Genomic DNA, 18,641 nt, shown 5'->3' with positions numbered 1-18,641 from the left:
GTGCTCAGCCCGCGGCGGCCGGCTCCGGTGCGCGTACGCCCGGACAGTACTGGTCGATGTAGGCCTGGTGCGGCGGCAGCTGGCGCACGGTGTTGTCCACGTGCGCGCGGATGTCGTCGAGGAAGCGGCGCAGGTCCGGCTCACTCATGACGTCGGCCGTGGGGTGGTACTGCTGCGGCATCACGCCCTGCCCCATCATCACCTGGATCCACGAATTCTCGGCGAACAGCTCCTCCGAGCTGCGGAAGACCTTGCCGGTTTCGCGGAACAGGCCGATGCGGTGCTTCAGCGTGGCCGGCATCTCCATGTCCTGCACCGCCTGCCAGTACGGCGTGTCGCGGCGGTTGGTGAGCTTGTAGTGCATCACGACGAAGTCGCGCACGTGCGCCAGTTCCGAATCGAGCTGCGCGTTGTACTGGTCGATATCCGGCTGCGCGATGACCTGCGGGAACATCCGCAGCAGGTGCACGATGCCGCGCTGGATGAGGTGGATCGTGGTCGACTCCAGCGGCTCGATGAAGCTGCCGGCCAGCCCGAGCGCGATGACGTTCTTTTCCCACGACTTCTGCCGCTGGCCGGGCTTGAAGCGGATCGGCCACGGGTCCTTGATCACCTCGCCTTCGACGCTGGACAGGAAGTCGTGCCGCGCCTCGTCATCGCTCATGAAACGGCTGGAATAGACGATGCCGTTGCCCATGCGGTGCTGCAGCGGTATGCGCCACTGCCAGCCGGCGCTGCCGGCGATCGCGCGCGTGTACGGCACGGCGTCGCGAACTGCGGTGGTCTGCGTCGCCAGCGCGCTGTCGTTGAACAGCCAGTGCGACCAGTCGGTGAATCCCACGCCCAGCGCCTGCCCGATGAGCAGGGCGCGGAAGCCCGTGCAGTCGATGAACAGATCGCCTTCCAGCATCGAGCCGTCGGCCAGTTTCACCGCGGTGACGAAGCCCGATGCTTCGTCCTTCACGACTTCGACGATCTTGCCTTCCACGCGACGCGCGCCATGGCCCTGGCTGAGCGTGCGCAGGTAGCGCGCGTACAGGCTCGCGTCCATGTGGTACGCGTAGTTGATGCCGCCGCGGGGCAGGTGCGCGAACTTGTCCTGCAGCGCCGCCTTCAGTTCGACGCAGTAATCCTCGTAGCCGCTGGCGATGCCGAGCTTTTGCCCGCGCAGCCAGAAATGCTGGAAGCCCGCCGACCAGTGGTCCTTGCCGCTGACGCCAAAGGAATGGATGTAGCGATGGCCCTTGTCGAGCCAGTTCTCGAAGGAGATGCCGAGCTTGATGGTGCCCTTCACCGCCGACATGTACTCCTGCTCGTTGATATCGAGCAGGCGGTGGAAGGTCACCAGCGTCGGGATCGTCGCCTCCCCCACGCCCACGGTGCCGATTTCCTCCGACTCCACCAGTGTGATGTCGAGCACCTTGCCGAGCGTGCGCGACAGCGCCGCCGCGGCCATCCAGCCCGCGGTGCCGCCGCCGGCGATGACGACGCGTCGGATGGGACGGGTGCGGATGTCGGTCTCGCTCATGCGGAATCCTCAGCGGTTGAGTCGTTGCAGCAGGCGGGCGCGCAGCGAGCGTGCACGCGCTTCGTCCATCGGCGCGAGCACGCGCCGGGCGTCGTCGGGAATGTGATCGGCAGTGGCCTCGCCGGGCGCGAAGACGTAATGGCGGAAGATGTCGTCCCAGATCGCGCGCTGTTCCGGCGGCAGGTCGCGCACGGTCATGATCGCCAGCATCAGCGCGTTCATCGGCGTGTCCATCCACGCCGGCGACTGCCGCCACCAGTAGTTGACCAGCACGTTGAACGCGTCCAGGCCTTCCATGTGGTGCCACCACATGCTGGGAATGAGCACCGCGTCGCCCGGCTCCAGCAGCGCGGTGCGCGCATGGCGACAGGCTTCGGCAAAACGCGGGTATTTCTGCAGGTCCGGTGCGGCGAAATCGACGAGGCTGATCGGCTGCCCGGCCGGCGTGTGGTCGAGCGGCCCGACGTACAGATTGGGCAACTGGTCGGGCGGAAACAGCGTGACGCGGCGACGCCCCGCGACGACGCAGGCCAGATTGTCCGGAACGTCCTGATGCGCCGCGATGCGCGTGCGATTGCCGATCCACACGCTCGCCAGCGGATCGCGTGCGCCGAACGGAATGTCGTTGTGCGCGCGGAAGCCGGGCAGCCACGTGTCGATGGTCGTGGAGGCGACGTAGATCGCGGGCGGGCGTTCCTCGGTCGCGTACTTCAGCAGCGTGTTGAGCACCACGCCCAGCGGCACGTTCTCCTGGCGGAAATTGAAACCGCTCAGGTCGTCGTTGTAGAAGAACCGGCCGCCGATGTCGGGCGGGCCGACTGTCGCGACCACCGGCGGAGCGTCGCGCCGTTCGAACGTGCGCAGGTAGGCGACGGCCGCTTCGGCCGAGTCGCGCGCCGCGCGCACCATCGGCCAGTCCGCGACCAGTCCGCGCAGCACGACGGGTTCGCCGGACGGGAGCAGCGCGTCCGGGATCGCGCGAACGTCGACGTCCGCACGTTCGGCGATGGGGCTAGCGCCCGGCAGCATGGCGCCGGTTGAGCCGCTCGATGAGCGCGCGGAACTGCGACACCGACGCGATGGCCATGTAGATCGGCTCGAGGAAGCCGGCGCGATGCAGTTCGTCCAGCGCGGACGCGTCGAGCGCACGCAGGCGTTCTTCATGGATCGCGTGGAATCCGCCGAAGCGGTTGACGGCACCGCCGGGCAGCTCGATATCGATCACGAACGATTCCAGCAGGCCGTGCTTCTGCAGCGCGTCGGCGAAGGCCGGCACCGACGCGAGGCCATCATGCAACGCCAACAGGACCGAGGTGACGCGCTCGAGGTAATCCGTGGTGCCGCCGTGTTCGCGGAACAGCGCTTCGCCCTGCCCCGCCTTCGTGCGCGGGTGGTCGAGGTCGACGTGCACCGTCAGCGCTTCGCCGTCGCGGCCGATCAGGAACGGCTGGCGTTCGATGGCGAGCGGAATGTACGTGGCGTCCCATTGGCCGCCGTCGAGGAACAGGTTGTCGCCTTCGCTGAATCCGAACAGCGCGACCGGCTGGGACGCGCCGTCGCCCGTGCGGCGGAACACGATCGGGTAATGCGACTGCACGTTGCGGAATTCCGCGGGAAAGGTCGCCGTGCACATCACGTCGTCGCCGAGCGCCGCCAGGCGGCGGGTGTCGATCCGCAGGTCGCGGTGTTCGACATTGTTGAGCGCTGCGTGGTTGGGCATTGCGTCCTCTTGGTCGAACTTCGCGGGATTCGGCGACGCTGCGCCCTCCCCGCCCATCGTTGCATCCTGCCTCACATCCGGCCAGACAGCGGGCCGCCGGTGGCGCGGCGGCCCGCTCCCTGGCCGCGCGACCGGATGGCCGCGCGACACTGCCCGACCGCGACGTCAGAAGTTGTAGCGGAAACCCAGCACGTAGCGGGGCCCGTACTGCGTCGCGTACAGCACTTCGTTCTCGTGGCGACCGAAGATTCGCATCGTTTCGTCGGTGAGGTTCAGGCCTTCGAACTGCACCGTCATCTGGTCGTTGATCTTGTAGCCGATGCTGATGTCCAGCTGCCCGTAATCGTCCACGTACTGCGGGTTCGGGATGCCCGATCCGTCGAACACCGCCGACAGGAACTGGTCGCGCCAGTTGTAGGCGGTGCGGATCTGCCAGGCGTCCTTCTCGTAGAACAGCACCAGGTTCGCCGAATCGCTCAGGCCCACCAGCGCGAACTGCCCGCCGATGACGTAGTTGTCGTAGCTGAGGTCCGGACTGTCGACGATGGTGTAGTTCGCCGAGACGCCGAAGCCGCTCTGCCCGAACATGTGCTGGATGTTGAACTCCCAGCCGTCCAGCGACGAGTCTTCCCGGTTCGCCGGCGAGGTGATCTTGAACGATGCCAGCGGATCGCTGGCGAGTCCGTTGATCGTGCCGGTGAAGTTGCCGTTCGCGTCCTGCCCCGTCGCCGTCACGCCGGGCTGGCCGTTGAAGTTGGCGAAGATGTAGTTGCGGATGCAGGTCACGTCGGCCTGGATGCAGCCGCCCGCAAGCGCCGCGTTCCAGTACGCGCCACCCACCGGCGTGTGCAGGTTGAACGGCGTGGCGCCATCGCTGCCGCCCACGTCGATGATCTGCGTGGTGCCGATGTAGTTCTTGATGTCCTTGCGGAACCAGCCGGCCGACACGTAGCTCGACTCGCCGTAGTACCACTCCAGCGACAGGTCGAAGTTGTCCGACACCAGCGGCTTGAGCGTGGGATCGCCCTGCGTGCCGGTGCCGCCGTCCACGCGCACGATCTGGTCGAGCGTGCGTCCGCCCTGGATGTCCGCCCAGCCCGGCCGGCCGATGGTCTGGCTGTAGCTGCCGCGCAGGATCACCGCGTCGGTGATCTCCAGGTTGAGGTCGAGGTTGGGCAGCCAGTAATCGTAATCGCCCTTCAGCGTCGCGAAGGCCGGGTCGGCGAAGATCAGGTTGAGCTCGTTCGCCGACTGCCAGGTGATGCCGGTCGCCACCGGCACCAGCGCCGACGAGGTGACTTCCGTCTTCTCGTAGCGCACGCCGACGGCCACGTTCAGCGGCATTTCCCAGTCGAACTTCGTCGTGTACTGCAGGTACGCGCCGCTGGACTTCTCGTTGGTGCGCAGGTCGCGGCTGAACTCGTCCGGCGCGCGGTACCAGTCCGGGCGCCCGGTCAGTTCGGCCGCCCGGTTGCGCAAGCGGTCGAAATCGAACAGCAGGAAGCGATCGGTGAAGTTCGACGAGTTGTGCCCACCGAACTGGTCGAAGTACTGGCCCATGCTGTCGGCGAACCAGATGTCGTCGTCGTAGTCGGCCGGCGTGCCGACGCCACCCCACGTATCGCGCTGCATGAAGCCGTACGCGGTGCGGTTGTCGACGTCGGTGTACGACGCGCCGAAGTCCAGGCCGGAGTATTCGCCGAACTCCCAACGGCCCTTGAGCTGGGTCTGGTCGATCTCGGACTTGGAGTACGCGTTCTGGAACACCGAGCCGGTGACCAGCGCCTGCGACGGGTCCACGCCCGCCACGCCCGGCGGCAAGGCGATGTTCACCACCGGGAACTCGCCGCTGAAATCCACCGACGTCGTGCCGCGCACGAACGCCGCCACGCCGAGCACGCCGGCCGAACCCCACGGGCTGTCCGGCTTCGTTTCGGCCGACGAGCTGTGGTAGTCCAGCTGCAGGTCGAGCGCGTCGGACACCTGCCAGTCGACGTTGAAACCGAGCGATTCGTTCTTGTTGACGTTCGCCAGGCGCATGCCGCCCATCGAGATGTCGGACGTGGCCGGGTTGATGATCTCGGAGTAGTAGATCGGCGCCGCGACCGGGCCGTCGGTCCAGGACGTCACCGACGGACCGAAGTTGAACCACACCGACAGCTCGTTGCGCTGCTGCTGGATCTTGTTTTCGGCGTAGGTGTAATCCAGCGTCGTGGTGATGTTGTCCGCCGGCGCCCACTGCAGCGTCAGCTGGCCGATTCGTGCGCTGGCGTTGCACGCCGTTGACGCTGTAGTTGAGGTTCTGCGGGACCGAATAGATGTCGGTCGGGCCCGGGCGGTTGGTGATGTTTTCCGAACCCGGCGTGCCCGGCTGCGGGATCGTGCCCCAGTTGTTCTCGTCGCCTCGGAACGGACGCCAGCCATTGGGAACGGCGGCCTGGCTGAAGCCGAAGTCGCGTTCCTGGTAGCTGCCCGTCAGCGCGACGCCGAACGTGCCGTCGGCATAGCGCTGGCTGAAGATGCCGGAGATTTCCGGCGTGATGTCGTGGCCCTGCAGCGACTTGGGGATGTTGCCATTGGAGGTGTCGTGCACCGCCTTCAGGCCCACGTTGATCACCGGCTCCGATTCGAGCGGCCGTGCGGTGCGGATGTTGATCGTCGCGCCGATGCCGCCGGGCGGAACGTCGGCGCGGCTGGTCTTGTAGACCTCGACGCTGGAGATCGCCTCCGACGCCAGGTTGGCGAAGTCGAACGCGCGCGAGTTCGACACGCCCGCGCCGTTGGCGTTGCCCGAGGTCGGCATCTGCCGGCCGTTGAGCAGCACCATGTTGTAGTCCGGCCCGATGCCGCGCACCGTCACCTTCGAACCTTCGCCCAGCGTGCGGTCGATCGACACGCCGCTGATGCGCTGCAGCGATTCGGCGAGGTTGGTATCGGGGAACTTGCCGATTTCCTCGGCCACGATGCCATCCACGACGCCCTGCGAGTCGCGTTTCAGGTTCATCGAGCCGGTCAGGCTTCCGCGGATGCCCTGCACGACGACGGCGTCGAGCGTGCGGGCATCCTCGTCCGCCGAGGCGGTGCGTTGTCCCGCTTCGGCGGCGGGCGCGGTCTGCGCGTAAAGCGGCTGGCTCAGTGCCAGCAGCAATGCGGACGTCAACAGTGTTCGCTTGGGGGCGACACGCAACTGCTTCATCGAAACTCCTCCCAGAATTCACGACGTAGAAGATGCAGGCGTGTCGCCACACAGGCCCGCAAAGTAAGTGCGGGCCGATTGGAACCTCGGGTTGACAGCGCTGTCAACTTTGACCGTGAAGACGGCCGTCGAGTGTGCGCGGAGTCTTGTTTTCCAGCGTATTTCGATGTTGCAGCGCAGCGACTTCACGCCATCGGCGCGCAGAATGAGAGCGCTAACATTCCTGCCGCAAAGAAAATCAGCGACGCCGCGGAGCCTGCGTCGACTCGCGCATGAGCACCGCGTGATCGACGCGCAACATCCGTCCCGCTCCCGGCGATTTGATCCGAGCGAGCAATTCCAGCGTCGCCAGTCGCCCCATCTCCGACGTGGGCTGCCGGATGGTGGTCAGCGCGGGATAGATGTGTCGCGAGATCGGCGTGTCGTCGAAGCCGCACACCGAAAGATCGCGCGGCACCGACAGTCCGCGTTCGGCCGCGATGCGAATGACGCCGGCTGCCATGTCGTCGTTGGCGGCGAAGATCGCCGTCGGCGGCGAGGCCAGCTCCAGGAGTTGCTGCGCGCCCGCACAGCCGGATTCGTACGAGAACGCGCCCTGCACCACCAGTTCCGGATCGAACCGGATGCCGGCGCGCTTGAGCGCCTCGCGATAGCCGTCGAAACGCCACTGGCAGGCGCCGTGCTTGGCCGCGCCCTTGATGTGGCCGATGCGCGTGTGCCCCAGGTCGATCAGGCGCGCCATCATGTCCAGCACGGCGGATGTCTCGTCCATCGCCACGCCGATGCGACCGGCGGCGTTCTTCGGTGCGATGCAGGCGAACGGCACGCCTTTCTGCTCCAGCACGCTGACCAGCTGCGCGTCGTCGGTAAGCGGCGGGATGAGCACCACGCCATCGGGACCGAAGTTCCGGAACAGGCCCTGCATGTCGGCCACGCGTTCGCGGCCCACGCTCACAGGCGCCAGGAACAGGTTGTAGTGGTTCGCCAGGCACGCTTCGAGCATGCCGTTCTGGACTTCCATCATGTAGTTGCGCGACGGGTTGTTGTAGACCAGCGCCACGCTGTACGAACGCTGCGCCGCAAGGCTGCGCGCCGACGGATTGGGCTTGTACTGCAGCTTGTCCATCGCCTTCATTACGCGCGCGCGCATTTCCTCGCGCACGTTGGGCTCGTTGTTGAGCACGCGCGAGACGGTCTTCATCGACACGCCGGCGGCTTCTGCCACATCCTCGATCCGAACACGCATTGCACGCTCCCTGGTCGTCCAACCGCTGCGAATGGTGCCAGAACCGTCCTGCAACCCGATGGCCACGCCGACAAACTCGCGCCATCGACAACTTTCGTGCGCATCGTCGTGCTGCGTCGCAACAGCCGTTGCGCAGGCACGCGCGGCGGAATGGGCGCTTGATCGCCGAATGCACCACGGCACGTCGACGACGATTGACTTCACCAGCCTCGCCTTGTATTGACAGCGCTGTCAACCGCCGGCCGTCGGCGCGTCGAATGCGCGAATCGCGGCCTGCGTCACTGCGGTATCCAGCCAGGGAGCAGATCGTGCAGGCGAGAGCCTTCGTTGGAACGGGCATGTTGGTGATGGGACTGGGCCTGGCGCACTTCGGCGCGAACGCCGCACCGCCGGCGCAACTGCAGGACTGGCCGCGCATCGAAAGCGCGGTCAAACGCGACGAGGCACTGGAAGCGCGCATCGCGACGATGCTGAAAGGCATGACGCTGGCCGAGAAGGTCGGCCAGATGACGCAGCCGGAGATCAAGTCGATCACGCCCGAGGACGTGCAGCGCTACCACATCGGCTCGGTGCTCAACGGCGGCGGCTCGTGGCCGGGCATGAACAAGCGCGCGACGGTGCAGGACTGGCTGAAGCTCGCCGACCGCTACCACGCGGCGTCGATGAAAGCGCGCACCCCGATCCCGGTGATCTGGGGCACCGACGCCGTGCACGGCCACAACAACGTCTTCGGCGCCACGCTGTTCCCGCACAACATCGCACTGGGCGCGGCGCACGATGCCGCGCTGGTCGAGCGCATCGGCGAAGCCACGGCGCAGGCCACGCGCGCCACCGGCATCGACTGGGTGTTCGCGCCGACGCTCGCCGTCGCGCAGGACGTGCGCTGGGGCCGCAGCTACGAGAGCTTCTCGTCCGATCCGGCCGTCGTGCGCGAATACGCCGGTGCCTACATCGCCGGCCTGCAGGGTGACCTTCGCGCCGACGGCACGGTCGTCGCCACGGCCAAGCACTACATCGGCGATGGCGCGACCGACCAGGGTCGCGACCAGGGCAACGCGATCATCCCGAAGCTGGAAATGGTGAACGTCCACGGCCAGGGCTATTACGGCGCGCTCGGCGCCGGCGTGCAGACCGTGATGGCGTCGTTCAACAGCTGGAACGACGTCGCTGGCGGTGTCGACTACGGCAAGATGCACGGCTCCAAAGCGCTGCTCACCGATGCGCTGAAGGACAGGATGGGCTTCGACGGTTTCGTCGTGTCGGACTGGAACGGCATCGCGCAGGTGCCCGGCTGCGAGAACGCAAGCTGCCCGCAGGCGATCAACGCCGGCATCGACATGGTGATGGTGCCCGACGACTGGAAGGCCTTCATCGCCAACACGATCAAACAGGTCGAAGGCGGCGAGATCCCGATGGCGCGCATCGACGACGCCGTGACGCGCATCCTGCGCGTGAAGCTGCGCGCCGGGATGTTCGATCGCAAACCGTCCGACGGCCAGTTCGCCGGAAAGGCCGCGGCGACCGTGCACCGCGACCTCGCCCGCCAGGCGGTGCGCGAATCGCTGGTGCTGTTGAAGAACGAGCGCGGCGCGTTGCCGCTCAAGCCGGGCCAGCGCGTGCTGGTGATCGGCAAGAGCGCCGACAGCTTCGCGAACCAGGCCGGCGGCTGGTCGTTGACCTGGCAGGGCACCGACAACACCAACGCCGACTACGGCAATGCCGACACCGTGCTGACCGGCCTTCGCGAAGCGCTGGGCGCGCAGAACGTCGTGTTCGACGAAGACGGCACGGGCGCGGACACGAATGCGTTCGACGCCGTCATCGCGGTCATCGGCGAAACGCCGTACGCCGAAACCAACGGCGACATCGTCGGTTCGGAAAACATGGCCCACAGCCGTCGCCATCCGGAAGACCTCGCGGCGCTGCGCGCGGCGAAGGCGTACGGCAAGCCGGTGACGACGGTGTTCCTGTCTGGGCGCCCGCTTTACGCGAATGACCTGATCAACCTGTCCGATGCGTTCGTGGCCGGCTGGCTGCCGGGTTCCGAAGGCGCGGGGATCGCCGACGTCCTCGTCGCCTCGCAGGACGGCACGCCGCGCCACGATTTCAAGGGTCGGCTGTCGTTCTCGTGGCCGGGCGTGCCCTGCCTAGCGCCGGAGAACCGGCCCGATCCGAAGCGCCCGGCGCTGTTCGCGCGCGGTCATGGCCTTTCGTATGCGGCGCCCGGCAAGGTCGGCAAGCTGCCGGAACCGAAGCAGGATGCGTGCGGTGCGGCCACGTCGATGCCGGTGTTCAACACGCGCGACGCGGTGCCCTTCGCGATGTACGTGGAAGCCGGCGGCGCGACGCAGGCGCTGGGCGCATCGCTCAACGACACGCTGGAATTCCCGCAGGGCAAGCCGGCCATCCGCGTGGCGACCACTCAGATCAACACCCAGCAGGACGCCAAGCGCGTGACGTGGCTGGCACCGGCGCGCGTGTTCTCGCGCAGCGCCGGCAACAACAACCTCAACGCGATGGCATCGGCCGACGGCGCGCTGCAGTTCGATGTCCTCGTCGATGTCGCACCGACTTCGCCCGTCACGCTGACGATGGGCTGCGGAAAGACCTGCAGCGGAAGCATCGACATCACGCAGGCCATCGCCCGCGCGGGCATCGGCAAGAAGGCCACGATCAACGTGCCGCTGAAGTGTTTCGTCGCGCGCAAGGTGGACCTCGGCGGCGTGGACATGCCCTTCAGCGTCTCGGCCGATGCGCCGTTCTCGGCGGCGTTCACGCGCATCGCGGTGGTCGCGGGTGCGGCGAAGAGCGCCGGCGCGATCGACTGCGCGCAGGTGCCGTAAGCCGATGCCCGGACGCGCCGCGATGTCGTGGCTCTGCTTCGCGCTGGCGGCGTTGCCCGTCGTCGGCGCGCACGCGGCGCCGCCGTTCCGGTGGCCGGAAGGCCGACGCGCGGCCGTGAGCCTGGCCTACGACGATGCGCTCGATTCGCAGCTGGACATCGCGATCCCGGCGCTCGACCGCCACGGGTTCAAGGGCTCGTTCTACGTGCCGCTGGCCAATCCGCCGATTGCGACGCGGCTTGCCGACTGGCGCGCCGCCGCGCGCAACGGGCACGAGCTCGGCAACCACACGCTGTTCCACCAGTGCTCCGGTGCGGGCGCCGATCGCGACTGGGTGCCACCGGAGCGCGACCTCGACACCACCACTGCCGCGCAGATGCGCGACCAGGTGCGGCTCGCGAACACCATGCTGGACGCCATCGACGGCGCCGGCCCGCGGCGCACGCTCACCCTGCCCTGCGGCGAGTCGAAGGCGAGCGACGGCGACTACGCCGCGCTGGTGAAGAACGACTTCGTGGCGATCAAGGTCGGTGGCGGCGCGGTGACGCCGGACATGGCGACGTTTGATCCCGCGGCGGTCCCCGTGGGTGCGCCGGCCGGACTGACCGGCAAAGAACTGATCGCGATGGTCGAGGACGCCGGGCGGCGTGGCACGATGGTGAACTTCACCTTCCATGGCGTCGGCGGCGACTACCTCACCACCAGCGCGCAGGCGCACGAGGAGCTGCTCGACTACCTGGCCCGCCACCGCGACCGCTATTGGGTCGATACTTTCCTCAACGTGATGACGTACGTCCGGCAGCAGCGGCCACCCGCCGCGGCGCCCTGAGCATCCCTTCCGCAGCGGCACAAGACCGAGAAGAGCCCGCATGAACCAGCAGCGCCACCTGTCCTACCCGGCCGCGATCGCCATCGTCAGCCTGATCTTCTTCGCCTGGGGCGGCATGACCAGCCTCAACGACGTGCTGATCCCGCATCTGAAGGCCGTGTTCGCCATGAACTACGCGCAGACGATGCTCATCCAGTTCACGTTCTTCGGCGCGTATTTCCTGATGTCGCTGCCGTCGGGCTCGATCGTCTCACGCTTGGGGTACAAGCCCAGCATCGTGATCGGTCTGCTCACCGCGGCGGTCGGCGCGCTGCTGTTCTATCCCGCGGCGAAGCTGCCCTCGTACGGGGTCTTCCTCACCGCGCTGTTCGTGCTCGCCAGCGGCATCACGCTGCTGCAGGTGGCGGCGAACCCGTATATCAGCCTGCTCGGCAACCCGGCGACGTCGCACAGCCGGCTCAACCTCGCCCAGGCACTGAACTCGCTGGGCACGACAGTGTTCCCGTTCTTCATCGGCCCGCTGATCCTGTCCGGCGCCGTGCTCGGCACCGAGCAGCTGGCCGCGATGACGCCGGAAGCGCTGGCGACCTACCGCACGGCGCAGGCACAGTCGGTGCAGGTGCCCTACGTGCTGCTCGCCGCCGGGCTGGTGCTGATGGCCGTGCTGGTGTTCGCGCTGCGCATTCCGCCGCTGCGCGAGGCCACCGACGCGGCCGACGGCCGCCATCACACCTACGCCGAAGCGCTGCGTCGTCCGCACCTGCGCTGGGGCGTGCTGGCGATCTTCCTGTACGTCGGCGCCGAAGTGTCGATCGGCAGCTTCCTGATCAACTACATGGCGATGCCGGACATCGGCGGGCTGAGCGAAGCCACGGCGAGCCGTTACCTCGTCTGGTACTGGGGCGGCGCGATGGTCGGGCGCTTCATCGGCGCGGCGCTGATGACCGTGGTCGACGCGCGCAAGCTGCTGGCGCTGTTCGCCGTCGTCGCGGCCGTGCTGCTGGCCATCACGATGGGCAGCAAGGGCAGCATCGCGTTGTGGAGCGTGCTGGCGATCGGCCTGTTCAACTCGATCATGTTCCCGACGATCTTCACCTCCGCCATCGAGGGCATGGGCCCACTGACCGGCAAGGCCTCGAGCCTGCTGGTGATGGCGATCGTCGGCGGCGCCGTGATCCCGCTCGCGCAGGGCGCGCTGGCCGACCACATCGGCATCCAGGCCGCCTTCTTCCTGCCGCTGGTCTGCTATGCGTACATCGCGTGGTACGGCCTGCACGGTTCGCGCCTGGGCGTGCAGGCGCTGCCGCACGAGGCTGTGCAGACGCCGGTGCGCGCGATGCATTGAGCGCGTGCCCCGAACGCCCGCTCACTCGGCGGGCGTTGACGGCACCAGCATCCCCGGCGGGCTCGTCAGCCATTGCGGGCCCGTCAGCGCGGCGTCGTATCCGGTGTCGTACAACGCGGTCATCCCGGCCGGATCGAAGAGGATGGGATCGGGCACTTCGACATCTTCCGGGATCGTCACCCAGTGGAAGTTGCTGCCGTTGCGCTGCGCGATGGCGAACTCGCGGAACAGATCGCCGACCATGCCGGCGCGCCCGGCAGTCTCGATGACCCGCATCGCGATGCCGCGCATGGAGCGCTCCGTCGGCTTCGGGCGCGGATGCAGCTGCCCGTTGTGGATCAGGAAGGTGTCTTCGTACGCCCTGAAACGGCCCGCGCGACGATAGATCTCCGTCGGATTGAAGATGCCGGAGTTCATGAACACATTCGCGCCGATGAACCCGTCGACGTGCATCTCGTCGTAGCGTTTGCCGTTCGCTTCGACCTCGAACATCACCGGCGGGAACACCAGCGGAATCGCCGCCGACGCGAGCATCACGCGGCGGAACAGATCGTCGCCGGCCGTCGTGCCGTACGTGGCGATCAATCCCATGTTCCACACGACGAAGCGGCGTGAGTCGAGGTCGACGGTACCGACGTACAGACGCCTCCCGCGACGATGCGCCGCGGCGACGTCGCGCAGCAGCGCGTGGTCGATGTGGCGCGCGATGAGCGCTTCCAGCGGCGCGGTGCTCGCGAGCGAATCGCGGCGCAGCAGTGCCATCAGCGGCGAGCCGGCGGTAAAGACATCCGGCGCGGTCGTGGTCGTATAGAACCGATGCAGAGCCTCGTCGTACTCCGACCCCAGGAACGCGAACGGCGCCATCAGTGCACCGGTGGAGACCCCGGTGACGATCTTGAATACCGGCCGTTTCCCCGTGCGCGTCCACCCGTTGAGGAAACCCGCCCCGAACGCGCCGTTGGCACCACCGCCCGACAGTGCGAGATGCGGATAGCGCACCGCCCCGTCGGCATCCGGCGGAAAGTCCCCGCGCGATTCCTGTTCCATCGACTGTTCAAAATCGCGCTGCATCAACGCATTGGGCCGCCCGGCGAAGGCGCGCGCGTCGGGCATGCCGGGGATCAGCGCGACCGGCGTCTGGTCCGCGGGCACGGGATTGCGCGGGATCGTCACGCAGCCGACCAGCCATGCGGCGCACACGGCGAGAACCACGGCACGCGCCAGGCAAACCGGGCGACGTGCGAGGACCAAACAAGGCGGCAGCGGATCAAGGTTCATTCGGGCTCATTGCGTGCCGGCGGCCGCGACGTCACCGCTGCAGGCCCTCCGCCTCCGTCGATGTGTCCGAAGCGGTGCCGGCCGCGCGCGACGGATCGACCGCATCGACCCACCCGCCTCCCATCGCGCGGTAGACCTGCACGAGCTGCGTGTTGCGTTCGGCGCGCACGCGCACGAGCGCGATCTCCGCAGCGAACAGCTCGTTGTCGGCGATCAGCACTTCGACATAGCCCGCCATGCCGTACTCGAACTTCAGCCGCGACAGCCGCGCCGATTCGCGCAGCGCGGTCACGCGCGCCGCCTGCCGCGCCAGTTCCTCCTCCTTCTTCACCGAACCGGTAATCGCGTCGTCGGTTTCGCGGAACGCGTTGAGGATCGTCTGCTGGTAGACAAGTACCGCTTCGTCCTTCTGCGCCTCCGCGGAACGCACCTGCCCCTTGATCGCGCCGAAGGTGAAGATCGGTCCCGCGAGGTTGGCGCCGACCAGCCACGCACTTGCCGGACCGGTGAGGAAGTTGCCGAAGGACGTGCTCGTCGAGCCCAGCGCGCCGGTGAGCGTGAGGTCCGGGAAGTACAGCGCACGCGTGGCGCCGATGTTCGCGTTGGCCGCGACGAGGTTCTGCTCGGCCTGCAGGATGTCGGGCCTGCGCTCGAGCAACGAAGACGGCAGATCGCCGGGAATGCGCGGCGGAACCAGCTGGTCGATGGTCAGCCCGCGCCGGATCGGCCCCGGATTGCGGCCCAGCGTGATCGAGATGAGGTTCTCGACGGCCGCGATCTGCTGCTCCAGTACGGGGATCGTCGCCAGCGCCTGCTCGTGCTGCGATTGCACCTGCGACACCTCGGTCTGCGACACGACGCCCGCCTTGTGCCGCAGGTCGAAGATCCGCGCCGTCTCGCCGAGGTTGTGGGCCGTCGCTTTCGCGATCTCCAGCTGGCGGTCCAGTTGCCGCAGCGTGATGTAGCTCGCCGCGACGCTGGTCACCAGCGAGAGCAGCACGCCCCGGCGTGCCTGCTCGCTCGCATACACACGCGCCTGCGCCGCTTCGTTCAGGCGCCGCACGCGGCCGAACAGGTCGATCTGCCACGTCGCGCCCAGTGAACCCTGGTAGAGCGTGAAGTACGGATCGCCGCCCGCCGGAATCGGCGGCTGCCCGACGCGGCTCGCCTTCGCGCGGGAGGCATCGACGTCGTAACCCACCGCCGGGAAGAAGCGCGAGCGCGTGGCGGTGAGCGCACCGAGGAACTGCTCGACGCGCGCCGCGGCGATGCGCACGTCGAGGTTTTCGGCGAGCGCGGTCGCGATCAGATCGTCCAGCACCGGATCGTTGAACGACGTCCACCACCGGGTATTCGCGACGACCTGCGCTTCTGCGGGCTGCACGCGCCAGGCGTCGGGTGCGTCGACCGTCGGACGTGCGTAATCGGGACCGAGCGTGCAACCGGCTGCGAAGACCAGCAGTGCCGTGGTGATGAGGAGTCTCATGTCGATACCTCCGCGGCGCGCCGGACAAGGGGCATTGCGATGGCGCGGATCGCGTTCATGGCGCGCGCAGCGTCCAGTAGAAGGCCGCGGCGATCAGCAACAGCGCCACGCTCGCCACGTGCCAGCGCCGCACGACGATGTCGCCTTGCTGGAAGGCCGTCGCGATCCGGCCGGCGAGGCGCTCCAGACCGCGCAGCATCGCGCCGACGTCGCCAGCAGGAACCGCTGGCCACCTGATGCCGGTGCGTACAGTTGCGAGCGCCAACGCGCCACCGGCCAGCACCGGCCACAGCGACGACCGCAACACCGACGCCGCCAACAACGCCGACGCCGTGCCGATCGGCGTGGCGACGTAGATCCACCACGGCACGAACACGCAGGCGAACGCCATCGCGAACCACGTCCACGAGAACCGTGCGGAGAGATTCGCGTCGACGGCAAGCCTGCGCAGCAGATGGCACATCAACCACGCCGTTGCCACCGACGACGCGACCGCCAGCGTCGCGAACGCGCCCTCGCCGAAGACGTCCTTCGCTGCGTACTTGGCTACGAAGCCGCCGGCGAGCGGCAGGCCGGCGAGGCCTAGCGCGATGACGCCCGCCGGCACGAGCACGGCACGTGCGCGCGTCGCCGGGACGGCATCGACGCAGAGGAACAGCGCGCCCTTCACCAGCAGGTGGTGCACGGCATAGAACGCGGCGACCAGCGGTGTGGCGGCGTTGCCAGTCGCCAGCCCCATGCCGACGATCGCCATGACGAACCCCATCTGGCTGACGCTGGAATACGCGAGGACGAGCTTCGCGTTCGACCGCGTGATGCCGACCGCGACGCCGTACAACGCGCCGAACATCCCGACGCATGCGAGCGGCAGGCCGAATTCCGGCAATGCAGTGTCGAAGGGAAGCAGGCGCACCATCGCCAGCAGGCTGGCCTTCACCACCGCGCCGCTCAGTACGGCGGCGGCAGGCACCGGCGCGGCGCCGTACGCCAGCGGCATCCAGAAGTGGAATGGCACCAGGCCGGCCTTGATGCCCAGTCCCACGACGAGGAGGGTCAACGCCAAATCGCTTGATTGAGATGACGCCAGCGTCGCTGCGACGTCGGCGATCAGCAGGCTGCCCGATGGCGACGCCTGCACGGCGAGGATCAGGCCCGCAAGGAGGAACGCTTCGGCGAACAACGCAACGCCGAGGTAGATCGCACCGGCACGCAGTGCCTGCGCGCCCTGCCCTTGCAGCACCAGCCCGGCCGCGCCGACGCTGAGCAGGGCCAGCAGGAAGTAGAAGCCCACCACGTCGGCGGCGAGGAACACGCCGACGCATCCGGTCAGCGTCATCAGCCAGGCGACGACGAACGCGCCAGCGTCGGGCCTGCCGACCAGATGCCCGCGCGCATGCACGCCGGCGACGATCCACAACAAGGCCGCGGCGCCCAGCAGCATCGCACCCGGTACATCCAGCGCGAACACCAGCGCGAAGCGTGCCGAGCCGATGCGCAGCGGCACGTCGTACGAAGCGAGCAACCCCGCCAGCAATGCAGGCAACGGTGCGAAGGCCAGCAACGCCGGCATGCGCGAACGCAACCGCAAGGACACGCACGCAAGCAGCAGCAGGCATGGCGTCGCGAGCGCGGCGGCGATCCACGCGTTCACGGCGCCACCCATGCGGTGTGCGGACGTCCCACGCGCATCAGATCGGGCGGTAGCAACGCGGCTGCGCCCAGCAGAAACGAGCACAACGCCAGCGCAAGCACCACGCCTTGCTGATAGCCCGGCACCGTGCGATTCGGCGTCCAGCCAACAGCCGCCGGCGCCATCGCGTGCATCACCACGACGAAGACGTAGATGCTGGTCAGCAGCCCGCCGATAAGCATCGCGAGCGCCCACCACCACTGCGCGGTCGAGAACGCCGCCGATACCAGCAGCCACTTCGCGAGGAATCCTCCGGACGGCGGCAGCCCGATGAGCGACGCGCCCGCGAGCGCGAAGGCGAGGATCGTCATCGGCAAGGCGCTCGCGGCGCCGCGCAGTTCCGCGACGCGGTCATGCCCGAGCGTGGCGTAGATCAGCCCGGCCGCCATGAACATCGCCGCCTTCGCGGTGGCGTGCGAAATCGCCTGCAGCATGCCGCCCGTCACGGCCGCGGTGTCGTCCATGTGCGCCGCGCGTGCACCCGCCGCCAGCGGAAACATCAGGAACAGATAGCCGATCTGGGCCACGGTCGAATAGGCGATCAACAGCTTCAACCGCGCCTGCTTCAACGCGACGAGGTTGCCGGTGACGATCGCGGCCACTCCGAGCCCCGCGAGCCACTGCGCAGCCGACCACGTGACGATGCCCGGAAATACATCGAGCCATAGTCGCACCACGAGAAACCACGAACCCTTGATGACGAGCGCCGACAACACCGCGCTCGCGGCCGCCGGCGCGCCCGCATGCGCCGGCGGAAGCCAAAGGTGCAGCGGAAACAGCGCCGTCTTCGCCAGCAGGCCGGCGGTCATCAGCGCGGCGGCGCTCCACGTGAGTGGGCTCGCGGCGACGCGTTCGCCCAGCATCGCGATGTCCAGCGTGCCGTACGCGCCATAGAGCAGGAACACGCCGAGCAGGTACACCATCGAACCGAGCAGCGCGAACACGAGGTAGCGCAATGCGGCGCGGAGCGTTTCGGCGCGACCGTCCAGGCAGACCAGCGGCACGCCGGCGAAGGTCAGCAGCTCCAGCGCGACGTACAGCGTGAACACGTCGCCGCTGACGAAGACGAGATTCAGCGCGCCCCACGCCGCCATCAGCAGCGACCAGAACGTCAGCGATGCGCGCGTCTCGCGTGTGCCGACCGGCGTACCGAAGTCGCCACGCGCGTAGACCGCGACGCCGGCGATCACGACACCCACGGCGAGCATCATCGCCACCGACAACCCGTCCGCCCGCAGCGCGACGCCGAGCGGCGGCGCCCAACCGCCCAGCAGGTAGACCACGGGTTCGGCCGATGCGAGCACCACTCGTGCGATCTCGAACGCGATCACGAGCCCCGCGCCGACGGTGGCGAGTGCGACGCGTTCGGCATTGCGTCCGCCCAGCACCAGTCCTGCCATGACCGCGGCGAACGGCGCCAGCACGGCGAGCACGAGCAACAGGCCTCCGGACGTCGTCACCGCCGTCCTCCTCCACGCGC

At 67.9% G+C, this 18,641-nt stretch carries 11 protein-coding genes and 1 pseudogene; 3 read left to right on the top strand and 9 right to left on the bottom strand.

Features of this window, described 5'->3' with window-relative positions; genetic code table 11:
* Window positions 1–4 precede the first annotated feature (4 nt).
* The 5 genes and pseudogenes from ABIE51_RS10175 to ABIE51_RS10155 all read right to left on the bottom strand — a co-directional run bounded on the left by ABIE51_RS10175 (window position 5) and on the right by ABIE51_RS10155 (window position 7,690).
* The gene (locus ABIE51_RS10175) at window positions 5–1,528 is read right to left on the bottom strand and encodes a tryptophan halogenase family protein (protein ID WP_192630622.1); all 1,524 of its coding nucleotides are present in this window, start codon (window positions 1,526–1,528) and stop codon (window positions 5–7) included.
* 9 nt (window positions 1,529–1,537) lie between these two features.
* Window positions 1,538–2,557: a cupin-like domain-containing protein gene (locus ABIE51_RS10170; protein ID WP_502913282.1), complete on the bottom strand. Its 1,020-nt coding sequence runs from the start codon at window positions 2,555–2,557 to the stop codon at window positions 1,538–1,540.
* Window positions 2,541–3,248 carry a SapC family protein gene (locus tag ABIE51_RS10165; protein WP_192630621.1) on the bottom strand — a complete coding sequence of 236 codons (708 nt, stop codon included), beginning with the start codon at window positions 3,246–3,248 and terminating at the stop codon, window positions 2,541–2,543. Before ABIE51_RS10165 ends, ABIE51_RS10170 begins: the two co-directional genes overlap by 17 nt.
* 165 nt (window positions 3,249–3,413) lie before the next feature.
* A pseudogene (locus ABIE51_RS10160) lies at window positions 3,414–6,444 on the bottom strand (TonB-dependent receptor).
* 238 nt (window positions 6,445–6,682) lie between these two features.
* Complete coding sequence (locus ABIE51_RS10155; protein WP_192630619.1) at window positions 6,683–7,690, bottom strand: LacI family DNA-binding transcriptional regulator; 1,008 nt, start codon at window positions 7,688–7,690, stop codon at window positions 6,683–6,685.
* 338 nt (window positions 7,691–8,028) lie between these two features.
* Between ABIE51_RS10155 and ABIE51_RS10150 the strand changes: the two genes are divergently transcribed.
* Genes ABIE51_RS10150 through ABIE51_RS10140 form a run of 3 tightly spaced genes read left to right on the top strand, consistent with a single transcriptional unit; the run spans window position 8,029 to window position 12,707 of the window.
* Entirely contained in the window at window positions 8,029–10,533 is a 2,505-nt protein-coding gene (locus ABIE51_RS10150) for a glycoside hydrolase family 3 protein (protein ID WP_192630618.1), read from the top strand.
* A gap of 4 nt (window positions 10,534–10,537) precedes the next feature.
* Complete coding sequence (locus ABIE51_RS10145; protein ID WP_192630617.1) at window positions 10,538–11,362, top strand: polysaccharide deacetylase family protein; 825 nt, start codon at window positions 10,538–10,540, stop codon at window positions 11,360–11,362.
* 40 nt (window positions 11,363–11,402) lie between these two features.
* Window positions 11,403–12,707 (top strand): sugar MFS transporter, encoded by a 1,305-nt coding sequence (locus tag ABIE51_RS10140; RefSeq protein ID WP_192630616.1) that lies wholly within the window; start codon window positions 11,403–11,405, stop codon window positions 12,705–12,707.
* A gap of 21 nt (window positions 12,708–12,728) precedes the next feature.
* On the opposite strand, the gene ABIE51_RS10135 is transcribed toward ABIE51_RS10140, so the two are convergent.
* The 4 genes from ABIE51_RS10135 to ABIE51_RS10120 form a co-directional block, all read right to left on the bottom strand.
* Window positions 12,729–13,919 carry a patatin-like phospholipase family protein gene (locus tag ABIE51_RS10135; protein ID WP_354503977.1) on the bottom strand — a complete coding sequence of 397 codons (1,191 nt, stop codon included), beginning with the start codon at window positions 13,917–13,919 and terminating at the stop codon, window positions 12,729–12,731.
* Between the two features lie 97 nt (window positions 13,920–14,016).
* Complete coding sequence (locus tag ABIE51_RS10130) at window positions 14,017–15,471, bottom strand: efflux transporter outer membrane subunit (RefSeq protein WP_192630614.1); 1,455 nt, start codon at window positions 15,469–15,471, stop codon at window positions 14,017–14,019.
* 55 nt (window positions 15,472–15,526) lie between these two features.
* Window positions 15,527–17,122 carry a proton-conducting transporter transmembrane domain-containing protein gene (locus ABIE51_RS10125; protein ID WP_192630613.1) on the bottom strand — a complete coding sequence of 532 codons (1,596 nt, stop codon included), beginning with the start codon at window positions 17,120–17,122 and terminating at the stop codon, window positions 15,527–15,529.
* Complete coding sequence (locus ABIE51_RS10120; RefSeq protein ID WP_354503975.1) at window positions 17,119–18,621, bottom strand: complex I subunit 5 family protein; 1,503 nt, start codon at window positions 18,619–18,621, stop codon at window positions 17,119–17,121. Before ABIE51_RS10120 ends, ABIE51_RS10125 begins: the two co-directional genes overlap by 4 nt.
* Between the last annotated feature and the right edge of the window lie 20 nt (window positions 18,622–18,641).

Origin of the sequence: Lysobacter sp. OAE881 (genome assembly GCF_040546665.1) — a bacterium.
GTDB lineage: Bacteria > Pseudomonadota > Gammaproteobacteria > Xanthomonadales > Xanthomonadaceae > Lysobacter_J > Lysobacter_J soli.
This window is presented reverse-complemented; position numbering and strand designations above follow the sequence as displayed.